This window comes from Flavonifractor sp. An100 (assembly GCF_002161175.1).
In the GTDB taxonomy this organism is placed as follows: Bacteria; Bacillota; Clostridia; order Oscillospirales; family Oscillospiraceae; genus Lawsonibacter.
In genome coordinates, this window is record NZ_NFMA01000001.1 from 137,476 (window position 1) to 163,257 (window position 25,782).

Annotated in this window: 23 protein-coding genes, 1 tRNA gene and 3 pseudogenes; 11 read left to right on the forward strand and 16 right to left on the reverse strand. The window is 58.7% G+C overall.

Annotated elements, in window-relative coordinates; all coding sequences use genetic code 11:
- Window positions 1-68 precede the first annotated feature (68 nt).
- The 7 genes from B5E43_RS00675 to argF all read left to right on the forward strand — a co-directional run bounded on the left by B5E43_RS00675 (window position 69) and on the right by argF (window position 8,096).
- Window positions 69-1,286 carry an argininosuccinate synthase gene (locus B5E43_RS00675; RefSeq protein ID WP_087392823.1) on the forward strand — a complete coding sequence of 406 codons (1,218 nt, stop codon included), beginning with the start codon at window positions 69-71 and terminating at the stop codon, window positions 1,284-1,286.
- A 61-nt stretch (window positions 1,287-1,347) separates the two neighbouring features.
- A complete protein-coding gene (gene argH, locus B5E43_RS00680) occupies window positions 1,348-2,730 on the forward strand; it encodes an argininosuccinate lyase (protein WP_087392824.1) in 1,383 nt (460 codons plus the stop codon).
- A 92-nt stretch (window positions 2,731-2,822) separates the two neighbouring features.
- The gene (gene argC, locus B5E43_RS00685) at window positions 2,823-3,764 is read left to right on the forward strand and encodes an N-acetyl-gamma-glutamyl-phosphate reductase (protein WP_087392825.1); all 942 of its coding nucleotides are present in this window, start codon (window positions 2,823-2,825) and stop codon (window positions 3,762-3,764) included.
- A 30-nt stretch (window positions 3,765-3,794) separates the two neighbouring features.
- On the forward strand, window positions 3,795-5,021 hold the full coding sequence (gene argJ, locus B5E43_RS00690; RefSeq protein ID WP_343214256.1) for a bifunctional glutamate N-acetyltransferase/amino-acid acetyltransferase ArgJ: 1,227 nt from the start codon (window positions 3,795-3,797) through the stop codon (window positions 5,019-5,021).
- A 37-nt stretch (window positions 5,022-5,058) separates the two neighbouring features.
- Window positions 5,059-5,916, forward strand: coding sequence for an acetylglutamate kinase (gene argB, locus B5E43_RS00695; protein WP_087392826.1), 858 nt, complete (start codon window positions 5,059-5,061; stop codon window positions 5,914-5,916).
- Window positions 5,917-5,955: 39 nt separating this feature from the next.
- Complete coding sequence (locus B5E43_RS00700) at window positions 5,956-7,134, forward strand: aspartate aminotransferase family protein (RefSeq protein ID WP_087392827.1); 1,179 nt, start codon at window positions 5,956-5,958, stop codon at window positions 7,132-7,134.
- Window positions 7,135-7,172: 38 nt separating this feature from the next.
- Window positions 7,173-8,096, forward strand: a complete 924-nt coding sequence (argF, locus tag B5E43_RS00705) for an ornithine carbamoyltransferase (protein ID WP_087392828.1) — start codon at window positions 7,173-7,175, stop codon at window positions 8,094-8,096.
- Window positions 8,097-8,152: 56 nt separating this feature from the next.
- Here the strand turns inward: argF and B5E43_RS00710 are convergent, their stop codons facing one another.
- The 5 genes from B5E43_RS00710 to B5E43_RS00730 all read right to left on the reverse strand — a co-directional run bounded on the left by B5E43_RS00710 (window position 8,153) and on the right by B5E43_RS00730 (window position 14,754).
- Window positions 8,153-9,181 (reverse strand): aminotransferase class I/II-fold pyridoxal phosphate-dependent enzyme, encoded by a 1,029-nt coding sequence (locus B5E43_RS00710; protein ID WP_087392829.1) that lies wholly within the window; start codon window positions 9,179-9,181, stop codon window positions 8,153-8,155.
- A gap of 96 nt (window positions 9,182-9,277) precedes the next feature.
- The gene (gene pheT / locus B5E43_RS00715) at window positions 9,278-11,989 is read right to left on the reverse strand and encodes a phenylalanine--tRNA ligase subunit beta (protein WP_087392830.1); all 2,712 of its coding nucleotides are present in this window, start codon (window positions 11,987-11,989) and stop codon (window positions 9,278-9,280) included.
- A gap of 75 nt (window positions 11,990-12,064) precedes the next feature.
- Window positions 12,065-13,090, reverse strand: a complete 1,026-nt coding sequence (gene pheS / locus B5E43_RS00720; RefSeq protein WP_087392831.1) for a phenylalanine--tRNA ligase subunit alpha — start codon at window positions 13,088-13,090, stop codon at window positions 12,065-12,067.
- Between the two features lie 30 nt (window positions 13,091-13,120).
- Complete coding sequence (locus B5E43_RS00725) at window positions 13,121-13,315, reverse strand: hypothetical protein (protein ID WP_087392832.1); 195 nt, start codon at window positions 13,313-13,315, stop codon at window positions 13,121-13,123.
- 350 nt (window positions 13,316-13,665) lie between these two features.
- Window positions 13,666-14,754, reverse strand: coding sequence for a linear amide C-N hydrolase (locus tag B5E43_RS00730; RefSeq protein ID WP_087392833.1), 1,089 nt, complete (start codon window positions 14,752-14,754; stop codon window positions 13,666-13,668).
- A 507-nt stretch (window positions 14,755-15,261) separates the two neighbouring features.
- On the opposite strand from B5E43_RS00730, the gene B5E43_RS00735 reads away from it, so the two are divergent.
- Complete coding sequence (locus tag B5E43_RS00735; RefSeq protein ID WP_158098922.1) at window positions 15,262-16,632, forward strand: GH25 family lysozyme; 1,371 nt, start codon at window positions 15,262-15,264, stop codon at window positions 16,630-16,632.
- 80 nt (window positions 16,633-16,712) lie between these two features.
- Here the strand turns inward: B5E43_RS00735 and B5E43_RS00740 are convergent.
- From B5E43_RS00740 to B5E43_RS00755, 5 genes and pseudogenes are all read right to left on the reverse strand, one after another.
- Window positions 16,713-17,633: pseudogene (locus tag B5E43_RS00740) on the reverse strand (malic enzyme-like NAD(P)-binding protein); the annotation flags it as partial.
- Between the two features lie 55 nt (window positions 17,634-17,688).
- Window positions 17,689-18,009 (reverse strand): annotated as a pseudogene (locus B5E43_RS15700) (cyclophilin-like fold protein); the annotation flags it as partial.
- Between the two features lie 24 nt (window positions 18,010-18,033).
- Complete coding sequence (locus tag B5E43_RS00745; protein WP_087392836.1) at window positions 18,034-19,008, reverse strand: alpha/beta hydrolase; 975 nt, start codon at window positions 19,006-19,008, stop codon at window positions 18,034-18,036.
- A gap of 14 nt (window positions 19,009-19,022) precedes the next feature.
- Window positions 19,023-19,562: a flavodoxin family protein gene (locus B5E43_RS00750; protein WP_087392837.1), complete on the reverse strand. Its 540-nt coding sequence runs from the start codon at window positions 19,560-19,562 to the stop codon at window positions 19,023-19,025.
- A complete protein-coding gene (locus tag B5E43_RS00755; RefSeq protein ID WP_087392838.1) occupies window positions 19,559-20,137 on the reverse strand; it encodes a sugar O-acetyltransferase in 579 nt (192 codons plus the stop codon). Before B5E43_RS00755 ends, B5E43_RS00750 begins: the two co-directional genes overlap by 4 nt.
- Before the next feature lie 141 nt (window positions 20,138-20,278).
- On the opposite strand from B5E43_RS00755, the gene B5E43_RS00760 reads away from it, so the two are divergent.
- The gene (locus B5E43_RS00760) at window positions 20,279-21,187 is read left to right on the forward strand and encodes a LysR family transcriptional regulator (RefSeq protein WP_087392839.1); all 909 of its coding nucleotides are present in this window, start codon (window positions 20,279-20,281) and stop codon (window positions 21,185-21,187) included.
- A 44-nt stretch (window positions 21,188-21,231) separates the two neighbouring features.
- Here B5E43_RS00760 and B5E43_RS00765 read toward each other — a convergent pair whose 3' ends face one another.
- On the reverse strand, window positions 21,232-21,993 hold the full coding sequence (locus tag B5E43_RS00765; RefSeq protein ID WP_087392840.1) for a 4Fe-4S binding protein: 762 nt from the start codon (window positions 21,991-21,993) through the stop codon (window positions 21,232-21,234).
- Window positions 21,994-22,280: 287 nt separating this feature from the next.
- On the opposite strand from B5E43_RS00765, the gene B5E43_RS00770 reads away from it, so the two are divergent.
- On the forward strand, window positions 22,281-22,673 hold the full coding sequence (locus tag B5E43_RS00770; protein ID WP_087392841.1) for a pyridoxamine 5'-phosphate oxidase family protein: 393 nt from the start codon (window positions 22,281-22,283) through the stop codon (window positions 22,671-22,673).
- Window positions 22,674-22,777: 104 nt separating this feature from the next.
- Window positions 22,778-23,236: pseudogene (locus B5E43_RS00775) on the forward strand (O-acetyl-ADP-ribose deacetylase); the annotation flags it as partial.
- 173 nt (window positions 23,237-23,409) lie between these two features.
- Here B5E43_RS00775 and B5E43_RS00780 read toward each other — a convergent pair.
- The 5 genes from B5E43_RS00780 to B5E43_RS00800 form a co-directional block, all read right to left on the reverse strand.
- Window positions 23,410-23,859 carry a helix-turn-helix transcriptional regulator gene (locus B5E43_RS00780; protein WP_087392843.1) on the reverse strand — a complete coding sequence of 150 codons (450 nt, stop codon included), beginning with the start codon at window positions 23,857-23,859 and terminating at the stop codon, window positions 23,410-23,412.
- A 167-nt stretch (window positions 23,860-24,026) separates the two neighbouring features.
- The gene (locus B5E43_RS00785) at window positions 24,027-24,560 is read right to left on the reverse strand and encodes a hypothetical protein (protein WP_087392844.1); all 534 of its coding nucleotides are present in this window, start codon (window positions 24,558-24,560) and stop codon (window positions 24,027-24,029) included.
- Window positions 24,560-25,018, reverse strand: a complete 459-nt coding sequence (locus tag B5E43_RS00790; protein ID WP_087392845.1) for a metallophosphoesterase family protein — start codon at window positions 25,016-25,018, stop codon at window positions 24,560-24,562. The genes B5E43_RS00785 and B5E43_RS00790 overlap by 1 nt, the downstream gene beginning before the upstream one ends.
- Before the next feature lie 46 nt (window positions 25,019-25,064).
- Window positions 25,065-25,523 (reverse strand): flavodoxin domain-containing protein, encoded by a 459-nt coding sequence (locus tag B5E43_RS00795; protein WP_087392846.1) that lies wholly within the window; start codon window positions 25,521-25,523, stop codon window positions 25,065-25,067.
- 58 nt (window positions 25,524-25,581) lie between these two features.
- Window positions 25,582-25,670 (reverse strand) — tRNA-Ser (locus tag B5E43_RS00800).
- Window positions 25,671-25,782: the final 112 nt, after the last annotated feature.

Here is a 25,782-nt window from a genome sequence, read left to right on the forward strand (position 1 = left end):
AGGAACCGCGGTTCCTCCGGGACGGTGTGCTGGACTGCGGCTCTGGATACATATGGAGGAATTGGATCATGTCTGAGATTAAAAAAGTCGTGCTGGCCTACTCTGGCGGCCTGGATACATCTATCATCATTCCCTGGCTGAAGGAGAACTACAATAATCCCGAGATCATCGCCGTCTCCGGCGATGTGGGTCAGGGCACCGAGCTGGACGGCCTGGAGGAGAAGGCCATCAAGACCGGAGCCTCCAAGCTGTATGTGGAGGACCTGACGGACGAGATGGTGGATGAGGTTATCATCCCCTCTATGATGATGGGCGCCAAGTACGAGGACTACCTGCTGGGCACCGCCTTTGCCCGTCCCATCATTGCCAAGCGGCTGGTGGAGATTGCCAAGCAGGAGGGAGCCGACGCCATCTGCCACGGCTGCACCGGCAAGGGCAATGACCAGGTCCGTTTTGAGCTGGCCATCAAGCGCTTTGCCCCTGAGATGAAGATCATCGCTCCCTGGCGGGAGTGGGACATCAAGGGCCGTGACGAGGAGATCGACTACGCCGAGGCCCACAACGTCCCCCTGAAGATCAGCCGGGAGACCAACTACTCCAAGGACAAGAACCTGTGGCACCTGTCCCACGAGGGCCTGGACCTGGAGGACCCGGCCAACGAGCCCCAGTATGATAAGCCCGGCTTTTTGGAGATGGGCGTGTCTCCGGCCATGGCCCCCGACAAGGCCACCTATGTGACCCTGGACTTTGAGAAGGGCTGGCCCGTGGCCATCGACGGGGAGAAGATGAAGGCCAGCGACATCATCCGCAAGCTCAATAAGCTGGGCGGGGAGAACGGCATCGGTCTGCTGGACATCGTGGAGAACCGTCTGGTGGGCATGAAGGACCGGGGCGTGTACGAGACTCCGGGCGGCACCATCCTCTACCGGGCCCATGAGGTGCTGGAGATGATCACCATCGACAAGGATACCAAGCACATGAAGAGCAAGCTGGCGGTGGACTTTGCCGACCTGGTGTACAACGGCAAGTGGTTCACCCCCCTGCGGGAGGCCCTTCAGGCCTTCGCCGTGGACACCCAGAAGCACGTCACCGGACAGGTGAAGCTGAAGCTCTACAAGGGCAACATCATCACCTCCTCCGTCACCTCTCCTGAGACCCTGTACTCCGAGAATCTGGTCACCTTTGAGGAGAGCGACTACAACCAGGATGATGCCACCGGCTTCATCAACCTCTGGGGCCTGCCCGACACCGTTCAGGCGCTGCGGGAGCAGGGAAAGCTGAAATAAGATTGAATACAAAATCAACGGGCGGCCTCTGGCCGCCCGTTGCGGAATAGGAGCGGATCATATGAAGCTATGGGCAGGACGGTTCCAGAAGGAGACCGATACCCTGGTAAATGACTTCAACTCCTCCATCGGCTTTGATGCCCGGCTGTACCGGCAGGACATCGCCGGTTCCATTGCCCACGCCCAGATGCTGGGCAAGCAGGGGATCATCGAGGAGCACGAGGCGGAGAAGATCGTGGAGGGCCTGAAGGCCATTCTGGCGGATATTGAGGACGACAAGGTGGAGTTCTCCCTGGACAACGAGGACATCCACATGAATATCGAGGCGCTGCTCACCCAGCGCATCGGGGACGCGGGCAAGCGCCTGCACACCGGCCGCAGCCGAAATGACCAGGTGGCGGTGGATACCCGTCTGTACGTCAAGCAGGAGATCCCCACCATCATCAAGGCCATTTTGAACCTGGAAGAGGTGCTGGTGAAGAAGGCTAAGGACAACCTGGACACGGTGATGCCGGGCTATACCCACCTGCAGCGGGCCCAGCCCACCACCTTTGCCCACTACATGATGGCCTACGCCAACATGTTCAAGCGGGACGTTACCCGTCTGGAGGACTGTTTGCAGCGGCTGGACGAGTGCCCTCTGGGCGCCGGCGCCCTGGCCACCTCCACCTACCCCCTGGACCGCTTCGCCACCGCCCAGGCCCTGGGCTTTGCCAAGCCCACCGACAACTCCATGGACTCCGTCTCCGACCGGGACTATGCCATCGAGTTGCTGTCCGATCTGTCCATCTTGATGATGCACCTCTCTCGCTTCTCTGAGGAGATCGTGCTGTGGTGCTCCTGGGAGTTTAAGTATGTGGACCTGGACGATGCCTACTCCACTGGTTCCTCCATCATGCCCCAGAAGAAGAACCCCGACGTGGCCGAGCTGGTCCGGGGCAAGACGGGCCGGGTGTATGGCTCCCTGGTCACTCTGCTGACCATGATGAAGTCCCTCCCCCTGGCCTACAACAAGGACATGCAGGAGGACAAGGAGGCCCTGTTCGACGCGGTGGACACCGTGGAGCTGTGCCTGCCGGTGTTTGCCGCCATGGTGGACACCCTGACGGTGCGGCCCAAGAACATGGCCAAGGCGGCCGCCGGCGGCTTCATCAACGCCACCGACTGCGCCGACTACCTGACCAAGAAGGGCCTGCCCTTCCGGGAGGCCTACATGATCGTAGGCCGTCTGGTCAACCTGTGCATCAAGACGGGGGACACCCTGGATACCCTCACACTGAAGGACTTTAGGGCCATCTCCTCCCTCTTTGACGAGGATGTGTATGACGCCCTGGCCCTGAAGACCTGCGTTAACGAGCGGAAGGTATACGGCGGTCCCTCCAAGGACTCTGTCCAGACCCAGATTAAATTGATCGAGGAGTTTGTAGACGGACATCGGGTATAATTTCCCCAAACGGTCCGGCAGCAAACGGAAGAAAGACGGCCGTCCCGCCCAGGGACGGCCCAACCATAATTTTTAGAGAGCAGGAGGACACTATGAACAAACCGAAGGTATATATCGACGGCAAGGAAGGCACCACCGGCCTGCAGATTTACGAGCGCCTGGGCTCCCGGGATGATATCGAGCTGCTGCTCATCGACGAGGATAAGCGCAAGGATACCCAGGAGCGAAAGAAGTTCCTGAATGCCGCCGATCTGGTCTTCCTGTGCCTGCCCGACGCGGCGGCCATTGAGGCCGTGTCCCTCATTGACAATGACCACACCCGGGTCATTGACGCCTCCACCGCCCACCGTACGACAGATGGATGGGTGTACGGCTTTGCCGAGCTGCTGCCCGGCCAGCGCCAGCGCATTCAGACGGCAGCCCGGGTGGCTAACCCCGGCTGCCATGCCACCGGCTTTTTGGCTGGTGCGGCGCCCCTGTCCCAGCTTGGGGTGCTGCCCAAGGACTACCCCATCACCTGCTTCTCTCTCACCGGCTATTCTGGCGGAGGCAAGAAGATGATCGCGGAGTTTGAGGACCCTAGCCGCAGCGTCCTGCTGGACTCCCCCAATATCTACGCCACCGGCCTGAAGCATAAGCACCTGCCTGAGATGCAGAAGCTGGCCGGGCTGACCCAGCCCCCCCTCTTCGCCCCCATCCTGGGCGACGTGTATAAGGGCATGGCCACTTCCATCCTGCTGCAAAACGGGATGCTCAACGGCACTCCCACCGCCCAGGACATCTACGACATGCTCTGTTCCTACTATGACGGCCAGAAGATGGTAAAGGTGGCTCCCTTCGGCGGGAGCACTCCCCGGTTGGCCACCAACGCCCTGGCGGGGAAGGACTATCTGGAGCTCACCGTCAGCGGCCACGAGGGTCAGACCATGATCACTGCCCAGTTTGACAACCTGGGCAAGGGGGCCTCTGGAGCTGCGGTGCAGAATATGAATATCATGCTGGGCTTTGACGAGACCACCGGTCTCAGCCTGTAAGAGCCCGAAACAATAAGAGGAGTGGAAACCATGAAGCTGCAAGAGATTTCCGGCGGCGTATGTGCCGCCCAGGGCTTTCAGGCTGCCGGCATCCACTGCGGCGTCAAGGCCAGCAGCAGCCCGGATAAAAACGATCTGGCCCTGATTTTGTCCGAGAAGGAGTGTACCGCCGCCGGTGTGTACACCCTCAACCGGGTAAAGGCCGCACCCATCTATGTCACCATGGACCACCTGGAAAACGGGGTGGTGTGGGGCATCGTAGCCAACAGCGGCAACGCCAACGCCTGCTGCCCCCTGAGCCATGAGAACGCCCTGGCCATGTGCCAGGCCGCTGCCGACGCCACCGGTCGGGAGGCGGGGGACTTTGCCGTAGCCTCCACCGGAGTCATTGGCCAGACCATCAACATCTCTGCCATCCAGGCCGGAATGCCCAAGGTAGCCGCCGCCCTGTCCAAGGACGGCTCCGACGCCGCGGCCAAGGCCATTATGACCACCGATACCGCTAAAAAGGAGATCGCCGTCTCCTTTACCCTGGGCGGGAAGGAGGTCAAAATCGGGGCCATCGCCAAGGGCTCCGGCATGATCCATCCCAACATGGGCACCATGCTGGCCTTCCTTACCACCGACTGCGCCATCACCCAGGAGATGCTCTCCGATGCCCTCCATGAGGTGGTGTCCAAAACCTTCAACCGGGTCACCGTGGACGGAGACACCTCTACCAACGATACCTGTTTGCTGCTGGCCAACGGCATGGCGGGCAACCCCCTGGTGGAGTGGAAGGACGAGGACTACGAGACCTTCAAGGCCGCTCTGGACCATGTCTGCCGCTATCTGGCCCGGGCCATCGCCGGGGACGGCGAGGGTGCCACCCGTCTGGTCACCTGCAAGGTGACCGGAGCCCGCAGCGAGGAGAGCGCCGAGCGCCTGAGCAAGGCGGTGGTGGGCTCCGCCCTAGTGAAGGCGGCCATGTTCGGCGCCGACGCCAACTGGGGCCGTGTGCTGTGCGCCATGGGCTACTCCAAGGCCCCCTTCCGCCCTGAGCATGTGGATGTGTCCTTCTGCTCCAAGGCGGGGGAGATCCTAGTGTGCAAGCAGGGGGACGGCCTGGACTTCGACGAGGAGAAGGCCAAGGAGATCCTCAGCCAGGAGGAAGTGATCATCGCGGTGGACCTGCATGAGGGAGACGAGAGCGCCGAGTGCTGGGGCTGCGATTTGACCTATGACTATGTAAAAATCAACGGAGACTACCGCACCTGATCCCCAAGGAAAAAATTACGACCAGGAGGAAATGGATATGTCTTTTAATGAAGTCGATCGGGCCCACGTGCTGGCAGAGGCCCTGCCCTACATCCAGAAGTATTCCGGGAAAACCGTAGTGGTGAAGTACGGCGGCAACGCCATGATTTCTGAGGAGCTGCGCCACGCCGTCATTTCCGATATCGTGCTGCTCAGCCTGGTAGGTATCCGGGTGGTGGTGGCCCACGGGGGCGGCCCGGAGATCAGCGAGATGCTCAAGAAGATTGGCAAGGAATCCAAGTTTGTGGACGGTCTGCGCTACACCGACGAGGAGACCATGGATGTGGTGCAGCAGATCCTCTGCGGCCGGGTGAACAAGGACCTGGTGGCCACCATCAACCGCACCGGTGGCCGGGCCATCGGCCTGAGTGGCATGGACGGCGGCCTGTTTAAGGCGGTGAAGCTGGACGAGAAGTACGGCCAGGTGGGCGAAATCACCCAGACTGACCCCACGGTGGTCACCGATGCGTTGAACATGGGTTATATTCCCGTGGTCTCCTCGGTGGCCCAGGGCGTGGATGAGCCGGTCTCCTACAACATTAACGCCGACACCGCTGCCGCCAAGCTGGCCACTGCCCTGAAGGCGGAAAAGCTCATCCTTCTCACCGATGTGCGCGGCCTACTCCGGGACCCCAAGGACGAGTCCACCCTCATCTCTGAACTACAGCTCTCCTCCGTCCCTGCCCTGATCCGGGAGGGGGTCATCACCGGTGGTATGATCCCCAAGATCGATTGCTGTGTGGAGTCGGTGCGCTCCGGCGTCAAGTCGGCCACTATTCTGGACGGCCGGGTGGCCCACTCCATCCTCATCGAGCTGCTGTCCGACGCGGGTATCGGCACCATGCTGGTGGGCTGAAGGACCACTTCCATTTCGTAGAGAAGAGAGGAAAGGCATATGAACTATGAAGAATTGAAGGCCCTGGACGAGCAATATGTGATGCAGTGCTACGGCCGTTTCCCCGTGGGCATCGACCACGGCAAGGGTGCTACGGTGTGGGATGGGGAGGGAAAGGAGTATATTGACTTCACCTCCGGTATCGGGGTATGTTCCCTGGGCTATGCCGACGAGGGCTGGGTCCAGGCGGTGTCCGACCAGGCCGCCAAGCTGGGCCACATCTCCAACCTCTTTTATTCCCAGCCCTATGCCCAGGTGGCCCAGAAGCTGTGCACCCGGACGGGAATGTCCAACGTGATGTTTGCCAACTCCGGTGCCGAGGCCAACGAGGCCATGATCAAGCTGGCCCGTAAGTATTCCTACGACAAGTACGGCAAGGGCCGGGGCACTATTATCACCCTCCACAACTCCTTCCATGGCCGTACCATCACCACCCTGGCGGCTACCGGCCAGGATAAGTTCCATGACTACTTCTTCCCCTTCACCGAGGGGTTCCGCTATGCTGACGCCAACGATCTGGACAGCGTGGAGGCGGTGGCGGGCCACGACGTGTGCGGCGTGATGTTTGAGCTCATCCAGGGTGAGGGCGGTGTGCTGCCTCTGGACCAGGAGTTTGTAACAAAGGTAGCTGAGCTGTGCGCCAAGCGGGACTGGCTGCTCCTCATCGACGAGGTCCAGACCGGTGTGGGCCGTACCGGCTCCCTGTTTGCCTTCCAGCAGTACGGCATCCAGCCCGACGTGGTGTCCTTTGCCAAGGGCATTGCCGGCGGTCTGCCCTTCGGTGGGGTCATGGCCAACGAGAAGTGCCGCAACGTCTTCACGGCCGGCACCCATGGCACCACCTTTGGCGGCAACCCCATCGCCGCCGCCGCGGCCAACTATGTGCTGGACACCATTGACGACGCCTTCCTGGCCCAGGTTCAGGAGAAGGGGGAGTACCTCCGCTCCCAGATCGAGGCCATGGACCTGCCCTGCCTGGGTGCCACCCGGGGCATGGGTATGATGATCGGTATCGAGGTCAAGGGAGACAAGACCAACAAGGAGTTGGCCACCAAGCTCATTGAAAGCGGACTGCTCATCCTCACCGCCGGCCCCGGCCTGCGTCTGTTGCCTCCTCTGGTGGCGACCAAGGAGGAGATGGACAAGGGTCTGGCCATTTTGAAGAATACCCTTGGCTGAGAAGTAAACAGTCCGGCGTGTAAGGAAGTGTATAGGAAATGACAAAAGACCTGTTGAAACTGCTGGACCTGACGGGGGAGGACATCGACAAGATCCTCAATACCGCCGACCAGCTGAAGTATAACCAGAAGCACGGGATTCCCCACGACTACCTGAAGGGCAAGACCCTGGCGATGATTTTCGAGAAAAACTCCACCCGGACCCGGGTATCCTTCGAGACCGGAATGTTCCAGTTGGGAGGCCACGCCCTGTTCCTGTCCGGGAAGGAGAGTCAGATCGGACGGGGAGAGCCGGTGGAGGACACCGCCCGGGTGCTGGAGCGCTACTGTGACGGTATCATGATCCGCACCTTCGCGCAGAAGGAGGTGGAGGAGCTGGCCAAGTACGCCCGCATCCCCATCATCAATGGTCTAACCGACTTCTGCCACCCCTGCCAGGTGCTGGCTGATCTGATGACCATCCGGGAGCACAAGGCCATTTTGAAGGGACTGAAGCTGTGCTACATCGGTGACGGCAACAACATGGCCAACTCCCTCATCGTGGGCGGCCTGAAGTGCGGCATGGAGGTGTCGGTGGCCTGCCCCGAGGGGTATGATCCCGATCCCCAGGTACTGGAATTTGCCAAGAGCGATCCCAACTTCCGGTTCTCTCTGGTCCGCACGCCTCAAGAGGCGGCGGTGGGGGCCGACGCGGTGTTCACCGACGTGTGGGCCTCCATGGGCCAGGAGGAGGAGCGTGCCGTGCGGGCCAAGGCCTTCGAGGGCTATCAGGTCAACGAGGAGCTCATGGCCCTCACCAACCCCGGATGTATGGTGCAGCACTGCCTGCCTGCCCACCGGGGGGAGGAGATCACCGCTGAGGTTTTCGAGGCCCATGCCCAGGAGATCTTTGACGAGGCGGAGAACCGTCTCCATGCCCAGAAAGCAGTCATGTACCTGCTGATGAAGGGAAACAAGGAATAAGAAACAAAAACCGGCCGGACTTGGAGCTCCAAGTCCGGCCGGTTTTCATCTTGCTCTCACAGAGCCTCCAGGTCCTGAATCAGGGCTTGTAGGTCCTCATCCCGGGTGGACCAGCTGGTGCAGAAGCGCACTGCGGTGTGGTCTGGATCGGGCTTAGACCAAAAACTCCAGGAATATTTCTCACCTAAAGTGGGGAGCACTCGGTCAGGAAGAATGGGAAAGAGCAGATTGGATTGGGTAGGGACTAGAAGAGGACAGCCCTTGGCCTGGAAGGCGTTAGACAGAAGTTTTGCCTGCTCCACGGCCTGGCGCCCGATTTCTTTATACAGACCATCCTCCAGCAGCATTTCAAACTGTACCCCCAGCAGCCATCCCTTGGCCAGCATCCCGCCCCTCTGTTTGATCAGGGAGCGGAAGCCGGGCTTGAGGGCGTCCAGGGTAATGACAACCGCCTCGCCAAAGAGGGTGCCTGCCTTAGTGCCTCCCAGGTAAAAGACGTCACACAGTCGGGCAAGATCTGGAAGGGTGAGGTCGGAGGCGGCCAGGCCGTAGACCAGCCGGGCCCCATCCAGAAAGAGGGTCAGGCCCCACCGGCGGGTTACGGTGTGGATGGACTCCAGCTCCGCTTTTGTATATACTGTTCCCAACTCAGTGGGGTGGGAGAGGTAGACCATGGCGGGCTGGACGGTGTGTTCAGCAGTGGGGTCCTCCTGGTAGGACCGGCAGGCCTCTTCGATCTGTCCGGCGGTCAGTTTGCCGTCAGAGGAGGGGATGGGGAGGACTTTGTGACCGGTGGACTCAATGGCCCCGCTCTCATGGACGTTGATGTGGCCGGTCTGGGCGCAGAGCACGCCCTGCCAGGGGCGTAGAGCGGCGGCGATCACCGTGGTGTTGGTCTGGGTCCCGCCCACCAAAAAGTGGACGTCGGCGTCCGGGGCCTGGCATAGCTCCCGGAGCAGAGCCCGGGCCCGGTCACAGTGGGGATCCAGACCGTAGCCGGGATTTTCCTCCAGATTCCATGCCGCCAGCCGCTGCAAGATTTTGGGGTGGGTTCCGGTGGCATAGTCGCATTCCAAACGGATCATGGGTTCTCCTCCAATCATAGGGTAATGCGGATGGAATCCGCAGCAATGAAAAAGGGGCCCGCGGCAAATGCAGTGCCGCGGGCCCTACCTGTTTGTTTAGCGCAGAACGGCGCCGCACTCCTGTTCCAGGGTCTCCAGGATGGACTTGACATCCTGGTCGGCCTCCTCACTGGTGAGGGAGCGGTCGTCCGCCCGGAGTACCAGGTTGAAGGCCACGCTCTTCTTGCCCTCGGGGACTCCCTTGCCCCGGTAGATATCGAAGAGGGCGCAGTTCTTCAGCAGCCCCTTGGCCCCCTTGCGGATGGCCTTTTCCAGCTGGCCCACGGTGACAGCCTCGTCGCACACCACGGCAATGTCCCGGGTGACAGCGGGGAACTTGGGCAGGGGGACGTACTCGGGATCGGGGCCCTTGGAGCACAGAAGTTCGTTGAGCTCCAGCTCCGCACAGTAGAACTGGGCGTCTACCCCGTAGTTCTGTGCCACCAGGGGATGGATCTGGCCGATCACGCCGATGCGGCGTTCCCCGGCGTACACGTCGGCGCAGCGGCCGGGGTGGTAGGAGGGGTTGACCTGAGAGGGAACTTCGAAGGAGATGTCGGAAATCCGCAGGTCCTTCAACACGGCCTCCACACAGCCCTTCAGGGTGTAGAAGTCCATGTCATCCCCGTAGGCGCCCATGGAGAGAATCTTGTTTTCTACAGCCAAACCGTCCTTGCCGCCGGGCAGATAGATGCGGCCCACCTCGTAGAGACGGACATTCTGGTTGCGGAAGTTGTAGTTCCGGGTCAGAATTTCCAGCATGGAGGGCAGGACCGTGGTGCGCATGATGGAGGTGTCCTCACCCAGGGGGTTGAGGATTTTAAAGGACTCCCGCCGGGGATCGTTCTCCGGCCAGCGGATCTTGTCGTAGCAGGTGGGGGAGATGAAGGAGTAGGTGATGATCTCATCATAGCCCATGGTACGGCACATGGCACCGATCTGCCGCTCCAGCTGCTCCTCCTGGGAGTAACCGCCCAGGGTGGTCTGGCCACGCATAAGGGTGGTGGGGATCTTGTTGTAGCCGTAGAACCGGGCCACCTCTTCCGCCAGGTCGGCAATGCCTACCACGTCAGCCCGCCAAGAGGGGATGACCACAGGGGCAGGGCCGTTGGGGAAACTCTTATCCTGGGTGACGATGTCCACCCGCTCCAGATACTGGTACTGGTCCACCGCCGGGATGTCGGTGCCCAGCAGGGCATTGATCCGGTCGGGATCCATGGTGATGGTACGGGGCTGGGGCACGTAGTTGAGGATATCAATGGTGCCGGGCAGCACCTCGCCGGCCCCCAGCAGCTCCACCAGTTCACAGGCCCGGTCCACCGCGGGGAGGGTGTTCAGGGGGTCCAGGCCCTTCTCGAACTTGGCAGAGGCCTCAGTCCGCATACCCAGAGCCAGAGCGCCCTTGCGGATGCAGGTGCCGTCAAAGCAGGCGGACTCAAAGACCACGTCCACCGTGTCGGAGACAATCTCACTGTTCAGTCCGCCCATGATGCCGGCCAGGCCCACGGCCCGGTGCTCGTCGGCAATGACCAGATGGTTGGCGGTGAGCTTGCGCACCTGGCCGTCCAGGGTGGTGAGCTCCTCGCCCTCCTCCGCCCGGCGGACGATGATCTTGCCGCCCTTCACGTAGCGGTAGTCGAAGGCGTGCATGGGCTGGCCATACTCCAGCATAACGTAGTTGGTGATGTCCACAATGTTGTTAATGGGTCGCACCCCCATGGCACGCAGCCGCTCCCGCATCCACTTGGGAGAGGGGGCGATCTTCACATTGCGCACCATCCGGGCGGTGTACCGAGGACACAGGTCGGCGGCGGGGGTCTCCACATCCAGCAGCTCCATCAGGTTGCCCTCGCCCTCCGCCTTCACCTGGGGCTGGTGGAGCGTCAGAGGCACGTTGAAGGTAGCGGCAGCCTCCCGGGCCAGGCCGATGACGGACAGGCAGTCGGGACGGTTGGGGGTGATCTCAAACTCTACCACGTGGTCATCCGCACCAATGATGGGCTTGATGTCGTCGCCGGGCTTGCATTCCTCGTGGAGGATGAAAATGCCGTCGGGGATGCAGTGGGGGAACTCGGCCTGCTGGGCGTGGAGGTCCTCCAGGGTGCAGATGTGGCTCTTTTTGGTGTCTAGGGCCACCAGATCTCCGGCGTGGAGGTTGGGGCAGACGGTGGACACAGAGACAGAGCCGCTGTCTACCTCGCAGGCGGCGGTGTAGCCGCCCTGTCCATTGGCGGTAACGGCGGTGATGCGGGCGCATACCACGCTGCCGAAAATCTTGTAGCCGGGCTGAATGTCGGCGGGGATGGAGGGCTTGTCCTTGTCCAGGGGGTGATAGTCCCCCAGAATGGCGGCGGGGGTGATGACGGCGTAGGGGAAGTCCCGCTCATCCAGGCCCAGCTCGTACAGGCCGCACATCATGCCGTTGGAGACCACGCCCCGCAGCTTGCCCTTTTCGATCTTTTTGCCGCCGGGGAGGGTGGACTTGTGGAGGGCCACGGGGACCAGGTCATCGGGGTGGATGTTCCAGGCGCCGGTGACGATCTGAATGGGTTCCGCCTGGCCCACGTCCAGCTGGCACACCCACATGTGGTCGGAGTCGGGGTGGCGCTCCATGGACAGGATGCGGCCTACCACTACGTTGGAAATCTCCGCTCCCAGGTCATAGGTGACCTCTACCTTGGAGCCGGAGAGGGTCATGGCCTCGGCAAATTCCTTGTCTCCCGCATCCACGGTGACAAACTCGCCCAGCCATTTACGAGATAAATTCATATCGAAAACTCCTTCATATTGGAATCACGGAAGGGGACGGTCCCCATTCCGGCAGAATCAAAGATTGACGGGAGCTTAGAACTGCTCCAGGAAGCGCACGTCGTTTTCGAAGATCAGCCGCAGGTCGGCGATCTTGAACCGGCGCATGGCGGTACGCTCCAGGCCGATGCCGAAGGCCCAGCCGGAATACTCGTTGGGGTCGATGCCGCTCATCTCCAGCACCCGGGGATGGATCATTCCGGCGCCCAGCAGCTCGATCCAGCCCTCACCCTTACAGGTGGGGCAGCCCACGCCGCCGCACTTGTGGCACTGCACGTCCATCTCGCAGGAGGGCTCGGTGAAGGGGAAGTGGTGGGGACGGAAGCGGGTCTTGGTGCCCTGGCCGTAGAGCTTCTCCACTACGGTGTTCAGAGTACCCTTCAGGTCGGCCATGGTGACGTTCTTGTCGATGACCATACCCTCCACCTGGTGGAACATGGGGGAGTGGGTGGCGTCCACCTCGTCCTTGCGGTAAACACGGCCGGGGGCAATGATGCGGATGGGCAGGGGCATGGTCTCCATGGCCCGGACCTGCATGGGGCTGGTCTGGGAGCGGAGCATGACCCGGCTGTCCTCGTCGAAGTAGAAGGTGTCCGACCAATCCCGGGAGGGGTGGCCCTCCTCGGCGTTGAGCTTGTCAAAGTTGTAGGAGGCCAGTTCCACCTCAGGGCCGTCCAGAACGGTGAAGCCCATGCCGATGAAGATCTCCTTGATCTCATCCAGAGCAATATACATGGGGTGGCGGTGTCCGGTCTTCACCGGCTTGCCGGGGACGGTGATGTCCAGGGTCTCGGCCTTGAGCCGGTCCCCCAGGGCCTTGGCCTCCAGCTGCTTGCCCTGCTCCTCCAGGGCCTGCTCCAGGGCGGCACGGACCTCGTTGGCCAGCTGTCCCATGGCGGGGCGCTCCTCGGCGGAGAGCTTGCCCATCTGCTTGAGCACGGCGGTCAGTTCGCCCTTTTTGCCCAGATACTGTACCCGCAGGGCGTCCAGGGCCGCGGAATCCGGGGCCTGGGCAAAGGCCGCCAGGGCCTCGGAGCGGATCTTGGCTAACTGTTCTTTCATGATAAAAACTCCTTTTAAAAGTTGGATTTTTTATTCCAGCGTCTCCGGGTGTTCCACATAGGAGCGCACCACGGTTCCGCATCGGCGGCAGATCAGGTGGATGAGGGTTTGACCACCAATCCGCAATATGCCCTTCATCGGGTAAACCTGGCCGTAGCCGGTCTGCTTGTACCGCTTCAAGTCGTCGCTGCCGCAATGGGGGCAACGGTCCTGCTGTTCTTCCATGAGAAACCTCCTTTTCAGGGACAAAGAAAAAAGCCCTCCGTCCCACAAATCTGGGACGAAAGGCAACCCTTCCGCGGTACCACCCGGATTCGCGCCCACAGGCAGGCGCGCACTCGTGTACTCCGATAACGGCGGAGAAACCCGTCCCCCTCTCGGGGGCCGCTCCCGGGCGAACCAAGCGCGCGATGCTCCAAGGCGGCTTTCAGCCGGTGACCGCCTCTCTCTGATGAGCCGTAGGGCGCTATTTTCCCGTTCTTCACATTTGGCTACCGTTATTTATAGCACAGATCGGGACGCTTTGCAAGAGGAAAAGCGTCCGGATCTGGGGAAATGGAGACAAACGAGCAAAATCAGGGCTGGCTTCGGCACAAAAAGTCGGGGGCGCGGTCCAATTCAAAGGCGGCAGGCTGGTTGGTCTTGGACAGGTGGTGCAGGTCGATATACTGTACCCGCTGGTTTTCGTAGCTGGTCCAGTAAAAGCGCAGGGATTCTGCACACATCACGCTGGTGTACACGGTGTAGTCGTAGGGGCTGACCCCCTGATCCAGATCTGTGATGTGCCCCTGATGGGTGACCCGGACCATGCCCAGGGGGAAGGCGGCACTCTGGAGGAGGTGGAAGAGATTGGCCACGCCCGAAGCCTCGTCTGTGCCCTTTACCCCCAGCTTTTTCAAAAAGGCCAGACGGACAAAGCGGGAGGGGGAGCTCCAGTCTCCGGGCAGGCCCTGGGCGCCGCTGCCGGAGAAGCACTGGGACAGGGTCTCGCTGCCCATATCCAGCTCGGCGTAGTCCAGGTCCCGGATGCCGGCGTAGTTGAGCAGGTTGAGGCGGTGCCAGGAGTAGCCGGGGCTGTTGGTCATCACGCCCAGGGAACGGCGGTAGATGTGCAGGCCGTCCTGGTCGGGCTCGATGATCATCGTCTCCCCGGTGCGGTCGGAAAAGGCCCAGTGGAGGGGCGGGACTGTACCCATAAAGGGGAGGGCCACCAGGGTGGTCTCCTCCTCCAGCATGGCCGCGGCCTCGTCTACCGTGGCGCATTGAGACAGCAGATGGTAGACCAGAAAGGGGGGCTGGAGAGGGACAGTGCCGGGACGGGGCACCTCGGGGTAGCAGGCAAATTCCCGGTAGTAGAGCTGTCCGCCCATCAGGCCCATCTCATTTATGCCCTCATAGAGAATGGGAGAGGAGGGGATGAGCAGTCCCATTCCGCCGCAGGCGTAGGAGGAGGTGCGGCGGTGCTCCGGCTGGGCGTTGTGCTCCATGGGGGAGCCGCAGGTATAGTACTCGGTGTTTTGGGGGAGATAGATGACCTGGCTGCCCTGGGCTAGGCGGCTGAAATCATAGTTGCGGCCCAGCAGGTGCTTGTGGTCCTGGGTCTCCCAGCTCAGAGCGCTGCAACCGGCGTGGAAGGGGTTGAGGTTAGAAGGGGGTGCATTCATAAAATAATGGCTCCTTTCCCGTTTGAGATGGTGGGGGAGAAAACATTGAACCTGCGAAAGAGGGCACTCGTTTTCGCTGGGCAGGAAGATAGCATGCCTCAAACAAAGACAGCTCATGCGTTTCTGTTGTAGAGGGACGCAACGGGAAACCACTCTGTTTCTATTACCATACCATGACTGATTTGAAATGTCCATGAGAGGATACAGCGATAAAAAAGAAAGTAAACATTGAAAAAGGGCTGTGTTATGTATAGTTTGTTGCTCAAAAATGAAAACGGACAATCCCTGATGTGCAAAGAAAGAATGTAGGGAAGAATGGCTTGACATTCCAAAGAAAAACCCGGATAATGTCGTTATGCGAATCAAAAGGGAGAGTAGGGAGCCTCATTCTCATTAGAAGAACGTACCACCGCCCCCGTGAAGCGCAGGACAACACCAAAAGCCGCAGGGATAGAAAGGAGCACCATGAAACGGAAAACGGAGTTACTTCAAATATTAACAAGTATTATGTTAATTATAGCGCTGGGGGGCACAAAGGCATATGCAGCCGAGGTGGAGGGTACCTTTCGGGATGTGCCAGTTGGCTCTTGGTTTGAAGAAGCGGTTGCCTATGTATGGGAAAACGGTCTCATGAGCGGGACTGGGGAGGACACCTTTTCCCCAGATATGGCCATGACACGGGGGATGCTGGTGACGGTGCTGTATCGGGCAGCGGGCTCCCCTAGCTGGGAAGAGACCGGGGAAGAGACCTTTTTGGATGTGCAGCCCGATGCATGGTACCGGGATGGTGTGTACTGGGCGCGGGCAGAGGGAATTGCAGATGGCTACAGCCAGACTCAGTTCGGACCCAATGATCTGGTGACCCGGGAGCAGTTGGTCACAATGCTGTGGCGCTTTGCCGGAAGCGAACAGGCCGGCGGGGAATTGGAATTTAACGATCAGGATATGATTTCCTCCTGGGCGGTTCAGGCAGTCAGATGGGCCGGGGACAATGGACTGGTCAGCGGCAAGCTGGGGAATTTTTTTGATCCGCAAGGACAGGCTACTCGGGCGGAGACAGCGGTTATCCTGACCCGGTATTGTCAGTGGGCCGCAGCGGAGGATCCGGAGTCCGGCCTGGAAGAGGAAGAGGAGCCGGAGGAGGAAGAACAGGAAGAACAGGAGGAGCAGCCCTCCAATCCTCTTGCCCATAACCCCTATGACCCGGAGGCCTTTGTGGTTGAAAACGGGTTTTTGACCTACCAGGGGGATGCGGCCAGCCATATCGGGGTGGATGTATCTGCCCACCAGGGGGAGATTGACTGGGAAAGGGTAGCGGCTTCCGGTGTGGAGTTTGCCATGATCCGGGTGGGCTACCGGGGCTATACCGCGGGCAATATTTATCAGGACGCATATTTTGAAGCAAACATCAACGGGGCGTTGGATGCGGGGCTACAGGTGGGAATTTATTTCTTTTCCCAGGCCACTACGGTGTCAGAGGCCCGGGAAGAGGCCCTTCAAACTCTGGAGTGGATCGAGGACTATGACATTACATACCCGGTTGTCTTTGACTGGGAGCGAGTCGATTCCGACTCCTCCCGGACCAAGGATACTACGGGAACTGTGGTGACAGCTTGTGCCAAGGCGTTTTGTACCGTTGTGGAGGAGGCGGCTTACACTCCCATGACCTATGGCAGTCCCTCTAAGGTGGGAAAGGACCTGCATCTGTCAGAGCTAACGGATTATGCCTTCTGGCTGGCCCACTATACCACCGGCTGGCAGCCCACCTCATTCCAATACTTTTTCAATATGTGGCAGTACAGCAGCAATGGGTCTGTGGATGGCATTGATGGCCGGGTGGATTTAAATCTCTGCCTGACCAATTGGCCCAATTCATAAGTACATTGTAAAACAAAAAACGAGCCAGGGAGCAGCGCTCCCTGGCTCATATTTTATTTGAGAGGTCTGATGTCCCGGTCTTATTCTGCCAGCCGGGCCACACCGCTGCGGCGGGCGGCCTGGGCCACCGCCTGAGAGACGGCGTCCTTGATTCTGGGATCAAAGGGGGCGGGCAGGATATAGGTGGGACTGAGTTCGTCCGGGGAGACCAGGTCGGCCAGTGCCTGGGCGGCAGCCAGCTTCATCTCGTCGTTGATATCCCGGGCCCGCACATCCAAGGCACCCCGGAAGATGCCGGGGAAGGCCAGCACGTTGTTGATCTGGTTGGGATAATCGCTGCGGCCGGTGGCCACCACCGCCGCTCCGGCGGCCAATGCCTCATCGGGGAAAATTTCCGGTGTAGGATTGGCACAGGCAAAGACGATGGGGTCTTTTGCCATGCGGCTCACCATCTCCTGGGTGAGGGTCCCCGGCCCGGACACACCGATGAAAATATCGGCTCCCTCCAAAACCTGGGCCAAGGTGCCTGTTTTCTGGTGGGGATTTGTAATGCGGGCCATCTCCTCCTTGGCCGGGGTCAGACCAGGTGTCCCCGCGCAGATGGCGCCCTTCCGGTCGCAGAGGATGACCTCCCGCAGCCCGGTGGAGAGCAACAGCTTAACAATGGCGCTGCCCGCCGCCCCCGCGCCTGCCACCACTGCCGAGCAGTCCTCCAGGCGCTTGTGGACGCATTTCAGGGCGTTGAGCAGACCGGCCAGCGTGACCACGGCGGTGCCGTGCTGGTCGTCGTGGAAAATGGGGATGTCGCAGCACTCCTTCAGCCGCCGCTCGATCTCAAAGCAGCGGGGAGCGGAGATATCCTCCAGATTGACGCCGCCAAAGCTGCCGGCCAGCAGGCGAACCGTCTCCACGATGGCGTCCGGGTCCTTGCTGCGAATGCACAGGGGGATGGCATCTACATCGCCAAAGGCCTTGAACAGCACACATTTGCCCTCCATTACCCTGATAGAGAATTACATCTCCGGGCTGTGTGGTGATGGAGGCATCACTTCTGGTCAGCGTGGTGCCCAGAGGTCCGACCTTTTCAAAGCCACCGTAGTCCTCCATCTCAATGGTCACCGGCCCTTGGGCGAGCAGCTGTTGGAACTCCTGGGCAGAAGGATTGTCCTCAAAAGTGGCCAGCAGTTCATATTCACCTACAGTGATTTTCAGCATAGGTTCCTCCGGAGTGGATGTATTACCCTCTGTCAGGTGGCCGTTTTCCGGCTGGGAGACAGACGACTGGGGCTGGGGAGAGGTGGGGACGTCGGAAGTCTCGCCGGTACCGCAGGCGGAGAGCCCCAGGGCGGCGAGAAGCAGATAGAGTATTCTGGTCATCGCAGCTCTCCTTTTGTGTCTGTGTTACTTAAATTGTTCTTGAAAAAACTGCTGGATTTTGTCGAAGGGGATGATTTCTTTCCGGTCATAGAGATCGGTGTGGACCGCGCCGGGAATGATCAGCAGTTCTTTGTTGCCGGCGTAGGGGCTGCCTGCCACCATGTGCGCAAAGGCATCCCGGCTGAAGTAGCAGGAGTGGGCCTTTTCCCCGTGGATCATCAGCACAGCACTGCGGATCTCATTGCTGTAGTGCAGAATGGGCATGTTGAGAAAGGACAGGGAGGAGGTCGTGTTCCAGCCCTCGTTGGAGTTGAGGGAGCGCTCGGTGTAGCCACGCTGTGTTTTGTAGTAGTCATAGTAGTCCTTCACAAAAAACGGCGCATCCTCCGGCAGGGGATCTACCACACCGCCTGCCCGGGCATAGGTACCGGACTGGTAATCTACCGTCCGCTGGGCGTTCAGCGCCTGCTTGGTCTCATACCGGGCGTCAGCGCTGTCGGCGGAATCGAAGTAGCCCTTGGCATTTACCCGGGTCATATCATACATGGTGGAGGTCACCGTCGCCTTGATTCGGGTGTCCATTGCGGCGGCGTTGAGGGCCATGCCGCCCCAGCCGCAGATGCCCAGGATGCCGATTTGCTCTGGATTTGCCACGCCACAGGTGGAGAGATAGTCTACCGCGGCGGAAAAATCCTCGGTGTTGATGTCCGGAGAGGCCACATTTCGCACCTGGCCTCCGCTCTCACCAAGAAAGGAGGGGTCAAAGGCCAGGGCGGCAAAGCCCCGGCTGGCTAGCTCCTCTGCGTAGAGCCCAGCGCATTGTTCCTTTACGGCACCAAAGGGACCGGCCACTGCCACGGCAGGCAGAGGCTGGGCGGCGTCTTTGGGCAGGTACAGATCCCCCGCCAGCTCGATGCCGTAGCGGTTGTGGAAGCGTACCGACTTACGCTGCACGGCGTCCCGCAGGGGGAAGGAATACCCATTGTATTTGGAATGCATATACCCAATCCTCCTTAAACATGTTTGCCCATCTGATAGGCCTGTGTTAACGCAGAATGTCCCTGGATTTCTCCCACGGAGGTCACCCCTCCGGCAAAAACGGTTCCAGCCAGGCGGGCCCGCTCAAAACAGTCGATCCAGCCCTGCAGGCCGGTGACCGCCCCCTGTACGGTGTGCTTCTCATTTTCCGCCGCCGCGGCCAGCAGGTAAATGTCCCGGAACTGATAATCAGCGGAGAACAAAGGGTTGGAGCGGTCCAGCATGGTTTTCATCTGGCCGCACATCCCATAGTAATAGATAGGGGTGGCCCAGACAATTACATCGGCGGACAGCATGGTCTGGACAATGGTGTTTGCGTCGTCCTGGATCACACAGTGCTGGGTGCTCTGACAGGTGAGGCATCCCCGGCAAAAGCCGATGGTTTTCTCGTACAAGCTAACTTTTTCCACCTGGTTTCCTGCCTCTTGGGCACCGCGGATAAATTGGTCCGCTAGGGCGTCGGAGTTGCCACCTTTCCGGGGACTGGTGGAGATCACCAAAACTTTTTTGCTCATGATTGTTCCTCCTCAATGGTTCGTATGACAGTGGCAGGTACCCCGCCTACAATGGTGCGTTCCGGCACATTCTTGGTTACCACTGCCCCGGCCGCTATAATGGCCCCATCGCCGATGGTCACTCCGGGCAGGACGGTGGCGTTAGAGCCGATCCAGACGTCTTTGCCAATGTGGATGGGGGCGGGGATCATACTGCTGCGCTCACTTGGTGATTTGGCATGATTTAGGGTAGCCAGCACCACATTGTGGCCGATGAGGGTGCCGTCTCCAATGTAAATGCCGCCCTGGTCCTGGAACTTGCAGCCCATATTGATAAAGACCCGTTTCCCAATGTGAATGTTCTTTCCGCAGTCAGTATAAAAGGGAGGGAATAGGGCGAAGCTGTCGTCCACCGGTTTGCCGATTAGCTGGGAAAAGAGGGAACGCAGCTGTTCCGGCTCATGATAGCTGCCGTTGATCTCAGCGGTAAGGCGCAGGGCCTCCTGACTGACCGTGTGCATAAACAAGTGGACCGGACTGCCTCCCAGCACGGTTTCCCCACCGTTCAGATGTTCTAAAAATCCTTCTAAATCCATGTTGTACTCCTGCTGTCAAATTGTTTTCTTCATTTTATCACCCCAAAAATTAGATAACAAATACCTATATAGAATAGTTTATTATGCTTGAAAACTATAGTTACTTTGTGCTATGATCGAGGTGTTACGGAGGTGAGAGCAATGGAGCTGCGCGTGCTGCAATATTTCCTGGCGGTAGCCCGGGAGCAGAATATCTCGGCGGCGGCTCACTCCCTGCACCTCACCCAGCCCACGCTCTCCCGGCAGCTGCGGGAGCTGGAGGAGGAGCTGGGGAAGCAGCTGATGATTCGGGGCAGCCGGAAAGTGACCCTTACTGAGGACGGCATGCTGCTGCGCAGACGGGCAGAGGAGATTTTAGAGCTGGTGGACCGGACGGAACAAGAGGTGATGCGTTCAGACGATGCCGTCAGCGGGGACATTTACATTGGGACCGGTGAGACGGATGGGGTACGGCAGATCGTTCGGGCGGCCAACCGGCTTCAGCAGCGCTACCCCGGTATCCATTTTCATATTGTCAGCGGGGACGCGGTGGATGTGTGCGAGCGCTTGGATAAGGGTTTGTTGGATTTTGGTGTTCTGCTGGGAGACATTGATAAAACCAAGTATCACTATGTGGAACTGCCGATGAAAGACACCTGGGGCGTACTGATGCGGCGGGACAGCCCTTTAGCCCAGCAGGATTCGGTCACTCCCCAGGACCTGTGGGACAAGCCGTTGATTCTCTCGCGGCAGGTGGATAACAAGAGTGGATTGTACCGCTGGTTGCGGCGGGAGCCATCAGAGCTTCACACAGTGGCCACCTATAATCTGATCTATAATGCGTCTTTGATGGTGGACGAGGGGATGGGCTACGCCTTTACTCTGGACAAGCTGGTGAACACCACCGGCAGTGAATTGTGCTTCCGTCCGCTTCGACCGGAATTTAAGCTGGGAATGTACCTGGTATGGAAAAAGTCTCAGCTATTTTCCCGGGCGGCGGAGCTGCTGTTGGAGTGTCTACAGGAGCATCTGGCGCTGTACCATGAGGAGAAGGTACAGCAGGTTCTATAACAAAAAGCCGGAGGCCACAATGGCCTCCGGCTTTCAAGTTCTTCTTAGAGGAAAAGCTCTCCTTCTTTTCGGTCGGAACAGACTTTTTTCAGGGCTAGCTCAGCAGCTGTTAACATCACAGAGCTAACTTTTCGGGCCGACTGGGGACAGATGGATACACAGCGCATGCAGGAGATACAGGTCTCCTTGTCCGTTTGTCTGGGATCAGCCAAGTCAATGGCCTGTACGGGGCACTTCTGAGCACACAGACCGCAGCTGGTGCAGTCTTTGGTGGGCTTGGGCACCATACCTACGCCGCCGTACTTTTTATAGGGACGGTTGCCTGGAATATTGGGCTTCGTTTCATCTCCAGCAGCCAGCTTTTCCTGGATTTTTTGGGCGAAGGTTTGCAGCTGCTTCTCATCCTCCACGTCAGGGCGGCCAGCCGCATACCGCCGGATGATGGAATGCTCAGCCAGAGCGGCCACTGCGGCGATAACATGAAATCCGGCCAGAACAGCGGTGTCCTCTAGCTCGGCCAAGGTATCCTCATAGGCCCGGTTGCCGTATACACATACCAGGATAGCCCGAGCGCCCTTGCCGTTCATGGTGCCCAGACGCTGTATGGCCGGGGCTGGAACTCGGCCGCCATAAGAGGGAACGGCAATCACTGCTATATCCTCCGGGGTAAATGCAAGGGAAGAGAATTGAAATCTGCTGTCTGTCAGGTCTATGGCAGTGCATTCGCCACCCAGTCCCTCAACCAATCGATCTGCTGCCCTCTGGGTGCCGCCAGTGGGGCTGAAGGTAATTTTGTAAAGGTTCATTTCATGGTGCCTCCTCACAAAGCTGGGAATTTTCTTGCCGCAATATGTTCGGACCAGTTATTCAGTGGATGATCGTGCAGGCTTCCCTGTTCCAAATTTTATCACACAAAACACACAGATGGCAATGCGAGGAAAAAATATCAATAACTGCTGAATAAGACGGCCATTCCATAACAGAGAATGGGGCGAAAAGTTCTTGCTCGTTCAGTATCGAAGCTCTGCTCCAAAATCTTGACGCTATGGAGCGACAGGTATAAAATAGAGAAAAATACAAGGAGGGATATCCCGTGGAAGAAGTGTATCAATTTTTGAAAACCTGTAAAACCTATTACCTGGCCACCATGGATGGAGATCAGCCCCGGGTGCGCCCCTTCGGAACCATCGATTGCTATAAAGGACAGCTCACCATCCAGACTGGCCGGAAAAAGGACGTAGCACAGCAAATGCTTGCAAATCCTAAGGTAGAGGTCTGTGCCTTTGATGGACAGCACTGGCTGCGGGTGACGGCCAAGGCCGTGGAGGTCCCCGAAGTGGAGGCCCAGGAGCACATGTTGAATGACTATCCCAATCTCCGGGCCACCTATACACCTGGAGATGGCAACACCATGATTTTTGCTCTGACCCAGGCCACTGCTACATTTTCCTCCTTCACGGAGCCCAGCCGCACCATCACGTTTTGAGTTTTGAATCCCAACGAAACGGCATTGTGAAGAGCAGTGCCGTTTTCCATATGGGTCTGAATTGTTTCGTGAATTTTTAATATTTCGTTCAGGAGGTGTCCCCCATGCCCCTTTCCATCGTAAAAAATGACATTACTACGATGAAAGTAGATGCCATCGTCAATGCTGCCAACGAGAGTTTGCTTGGAGGCGGAGGTGTGGATGGCGCCATCCACCGCGCTGCCGGGCCGGATTTGCTGAAGGAGTGCCGCACCTTGGGCGGCTGCAGAACCGGACAGGCCAAGATAACAAAGGGGTATCGCCTGCCTGCCAAGTTCGTGATCCACACCGTCGGTCCCATCTGGCGGGGTGGCAGCCATGGGGAGCGGGACCTGCTGGTTTCCGCTTATCGCTCCTCCTTGGAAGTGGCCTTGGCCAACGGGTGTGAGACAGTGGCCTTTCCGCTGATTTCCGCCGGGGCGTATGGCTACCCCAAGGACCAGGCCATGAAGGTGGCGACGGACACCATCGAAGAGTTTCTCCGCTCCCATGATATGATAGTCTACCTGGTCCTCTTTGATCGGACACCGCATATCATTGGAGAGAAGCCCGGAAACAGACATTGAGAAAATACCTGTTACTTGCAGGCGGCCAAAGAAGGAAAAAATCCCCCTGTGCTGTTGTTACTTTTCAACGCAGCATAGGGGGATTTTATTGTGAAAAAGATTTGATGGAGCTGGCATGTATCCTGGGGATGTCACAACTGCCCCTTCCAGACCCGGGCTAACATATCTTTGAGGACCAGCAGGGCGTCGGTGTTATTGTAGCCATAATCCACCCGAAGCTGGGTGAGCATTTCCTGTAGGGCAGGGGCATAGTCGCTGATCCGAACCGTTTTGTGGTAGGAGGCCAGCACCGGATACTTCTTGCTCCACACCTTGTTCCAGTCGATTCGGGCCTGAGCCTCATCACTGACGCTTTCGATCATCTGCTGGGCCTGCTGCTCATCAAAGTCGTACTCAATCAGTTCGTCCAGGGTCATGTGGTAGAGCATCGCCAGCCCCTTGGACTGACGAATGTCTGGCAGTGTCTCGTTGGTCTCCCATTTGGAGATGGTTTGGCGGCTGACTCCCAGCTTTTCGGCCACACTTTCCTGAGATAGGCCGCTTTTTTTGCGGGCGTGGTATAGGCTGCTTCCCAAACTCATGACTAGTTCCTCCTGATTGGCAAATTTCTGTAGGTCAGTATACCGCCTGGGTTGGGAAAAATCTACCAAGGAAAGCAGTCACTTTCGCCCGTTTTCCGGACAATTCCTCCGGGGACGGACTGCATTGCGGAAAAGAATGTAAAGGGTTGGCCTTGGAGCGGGGGGAGTCAGGGGTGTGGATCAGGGGCAGTTGCCGCTCCACCATTTAATGTTTCGGCTATCCGGTCCAGCCCCATCCCAAGTCCTTCAAAGCCTGCGCATCGGCAGGGACGGGTATTGACGGCGTGGTCCAGCAGAGGCTGGACCTGGCTGGATGGGTCCATGCACAGATCCAGTGCCAGCACATCCTCCCATGCCCGATTGAGAAAGGCCACTTCCCGGCGGCCGTGGGTGCGGGTCAGTTCCATGTCCCCTGCCTGCCGGAGATAGCCTTCCACTTGTTCCGAGGCAAACCCGGCAGAGGTGAGGCTCGCCCAGAGCCCCTCCCGGAACAGCCCGGGGAGATCAGTCCATTGGAGGGGCGACACATCGTAGCGGACGAAGGTGTAACGGCTGTGGCAGTGGACGGCCAGCAGACTTTTGCGCCCATGCAGGTCAATCACATGAAGGTCCCAGCAGAAACGCCGGTCTGGCTGCGTGCCATAGGCCGGTGTTTTCATCTTTTGGAATCGCTGCAGGGGAAAGGTCAGTCCCAGTTCCATCACTTCACCTCGTGGGGGATGGTGACTTTCTCCACTTGGAGTGTCCCTTCTGTGATCTCTGCCATCATCATGGTAATCTCCTGGTGAAACCGTCTGGGACCGCAGGAGCCAGGGTTGAGCCAAAGAATGCCGCCTTTTTCCTCCTGCACGTACCTGTGGGAGTGGCCGAAGACTACTACCTTTACGCCAGTAAGGTCTACGGGCAGCTCCTTTTTGTTATGGACCATGGCAAAGGTTACGCCCTCCAGGGTGAAGGTAAGGTGATGGGGAATTGCCTCCGCCCACTCCTTATCGTTGTTGCCCCGGACAATGTAGAGGGGGGCATATTGCTTCAGCTCCTCCACAATAGCCGGGCGGTTGATGTCACCGCCGTGGAGAATAGCGTCGGCAGTTTTAAGATATTCCACAACCTCCGGACGAAGAAGGCCGTGGGTGTCAGAGAGAATGGCAAGTTTCATGGAGTACCTCCCGTTACAGTCGGATTCTGCCATAAAGAGTCGTTTTTCAGATGCAATGGTTTCGGTTTTCCAGTTCCCGGTAAAATGTACGGGCCTTTTCCAGATCTCGCGGATTTGGGTGTCCCTTGGCAATGCCTCCCACCAGCCGGAAGGGGCCGAAGGTGTCATAACCCTTGCAGGAGAACTCCCCCAACACGGGACAGCCCTTTGCTTGTGCAATCTCTTCCATTGCCTTTGCGCCACCTCCTTTTGCTCCTCCATAGGTATAGACAAAAAACACCGGTTTTCCCTGTGGCAGGTGTTGCTGGGCAAAATGGAGAACTCCATTGTGAAATTTTCCATAATAGATGCCGGAGGCGAAGCCAATGCAGTCATAGTCCCCCAGACGCACGGCCTGGGAGGCGGTCACGTCAATTAGATCAATATCGCCCGTATCATTCATGGACTGTAAAACTTTCCGGGTGTTCCCGTGGTGACGGGAGTAATAGCAGATGTCTCGAATCATAGCTGTGTCTCCTTTGAAAGCAGAAAAGCCGCCCTTTTGGGCGGCTTTTCTTAGAAAATGGCGCAGCGGGAGGGATTCGAACCCTCGTGGGATTGCTCCCAAACTGATTTCGAGTCAGCCCCGTTATGACCACTTCGATACCGCTGCATATGAAATGAGGTACTCTTGTAAGTCTATAGCCGAGTCGGCGTAGAAAACTCGAATACAAACAAAACAAAAACGGGCGATGAAACGAGATTAAGCATACCAGAGAACGGGA

Coding starts and splice junctions, on each gene's coding strand:
- B5E43_RS00675 (WP_087392823.1), top strand. CDS start 69: ATGTCTGAGATTAAAAAAGTCGTGCTGGCCTACTCTGGCGGCCTGGAT.
- argH (WP_087392824.1), top strand. CDS start 1,348: ATGAAGCTATGGGCAGGACGGTTCCAGAAGGAGACCGATACCCTGGTA.
- argC (WP_087392825.1), top strand. CDS start 2,823: ATGAACAAACCGAAGGTATATATCGACGGCAAGGAAGGCACCACCGGC.
- argJ (WP_343214256.1), top strand. CDS start 3,795: ATGAAGCTGCAAGAGATTTCCGGCGGCGTATGTGCCGCCCAGGGCTTT.
- argB (WP_087392826.1), top strand. CDS start 5,059: ATGTCTTTTAATGAAGTCGATCGGGCCCACGTGCTGGCAGAGGCCCTG.
- B5E43_RS00700 (WP_087392827.1), top strand. CDS start 5,956: ATGAACTATGAAGAATTGAAGGCCCTGGACGAGCAATATGTGATGCAG.
- argF (WP_087392828.1), top strand. CDS start 7,173: ATGACAAAAGACCTGTTGAAACTGCTGGACCTGACGGGGGAGGACATC.
- B5E43_RS00710 (WP_087392829.1), bottom strand. CDS start 9,181: ATGATCCGTTTGGAATGCGACTATGCCACCGGAACCCACCCCAAAATC.
- pheT (WP_087392830.1), bottom strand. CDS start 11,989: ATGAATTTATCTCGTAAATGGCTGGGCGAGTTTGTCACCGTGGATGCG.
- pheS (WP_087392831.1), bottom strand. CDS start 13,090: ATGAAAGAACAGTTAGCCAAGATCCGCTCCGAGGCCCTGGCGGCCTTT.
- B5E43_RS00725 (WP_087392832.1), bottom strand. CDS start 13,315: ATGGAAGAACAGCAGGACCGTTGCCCCCATTGCGGCAGCGACGACTTG.
- B5E43_RS00730 (WP_087392833.1), bottom strand. CDS start 14,754: ATGAATGCACCCCCTTCTAACCTCAACCCCTTCCACGCCGGTTGCAGC.
- B5E43_RS00735 (WP_158098922.1), top strand. CDS start 15,262: ATGTTAATTATAGCGCTGGGGGGCACAAAGGCATATGCAGCCGAGGTG.
- B5E43_RS00745 (WP_087392836.1), bottom strand. CDS start 19,008: ATGCATTCCAAATACAATGGGTATTCCTTCCCCCTGCGGGACGCCGTG.
- B5E43_RS00750 (WP_087392837.1), bottom strand. CDS start 19,562: ATGAGCAAAAAAGTTTTGGTGATCTCCACCAGTCCCCGGAAAGGTGGC.
- B5E43_RS00755 (WP_087392838.1), bottom strand. CDS start 20,137: ATGGATTTAGAAGGATTTTTAGAACATCTGAACGGTGGGGAAACCGTG.
- B5E43_RS00760 (WP_087392839.1), top strand. CDS start 20,279: ATGGAGCTGCGCGTGCTGCAATATTTCCTGGCGGTAGCCCGGGAGCAG.
- B5E43_RS00765 (WP_087392840.1), bottom strand. CDS start 21,993: ATGAACCTTTACAAAATTACCTTCAGCCCCACTGGCGGCACCCAGAGG.
- B5E43_RS00780 (WP_087392843.1), bottom strand. CDS start 23,859: ATGAGTTTGGGAAGCAGCCTATACCACGCCCGCAAAAAAAGCGGCCTA.
- B5E43_RS00785 (WP_087392844.1), bottom strand. CDS start 24,560: ATGGAACTGGGACTGACCTTTCCCCTGCAGCGATTCCAAAAGATGAAA.
- B5E43_RS00790 (WP_087392845.1), bottom strand. CDS start 25,018: ATGAAACTTGCCATTCTCTCTGACACCCACGGCCTTCTTCGTCCGGAG.
- B5E43_RS00795 (WP_087392846.1), bottom strand. CDS start 25,523: ATGATTCGAGACATCTGCTATTACTCCCGTCACCACGGGAACACCCGG.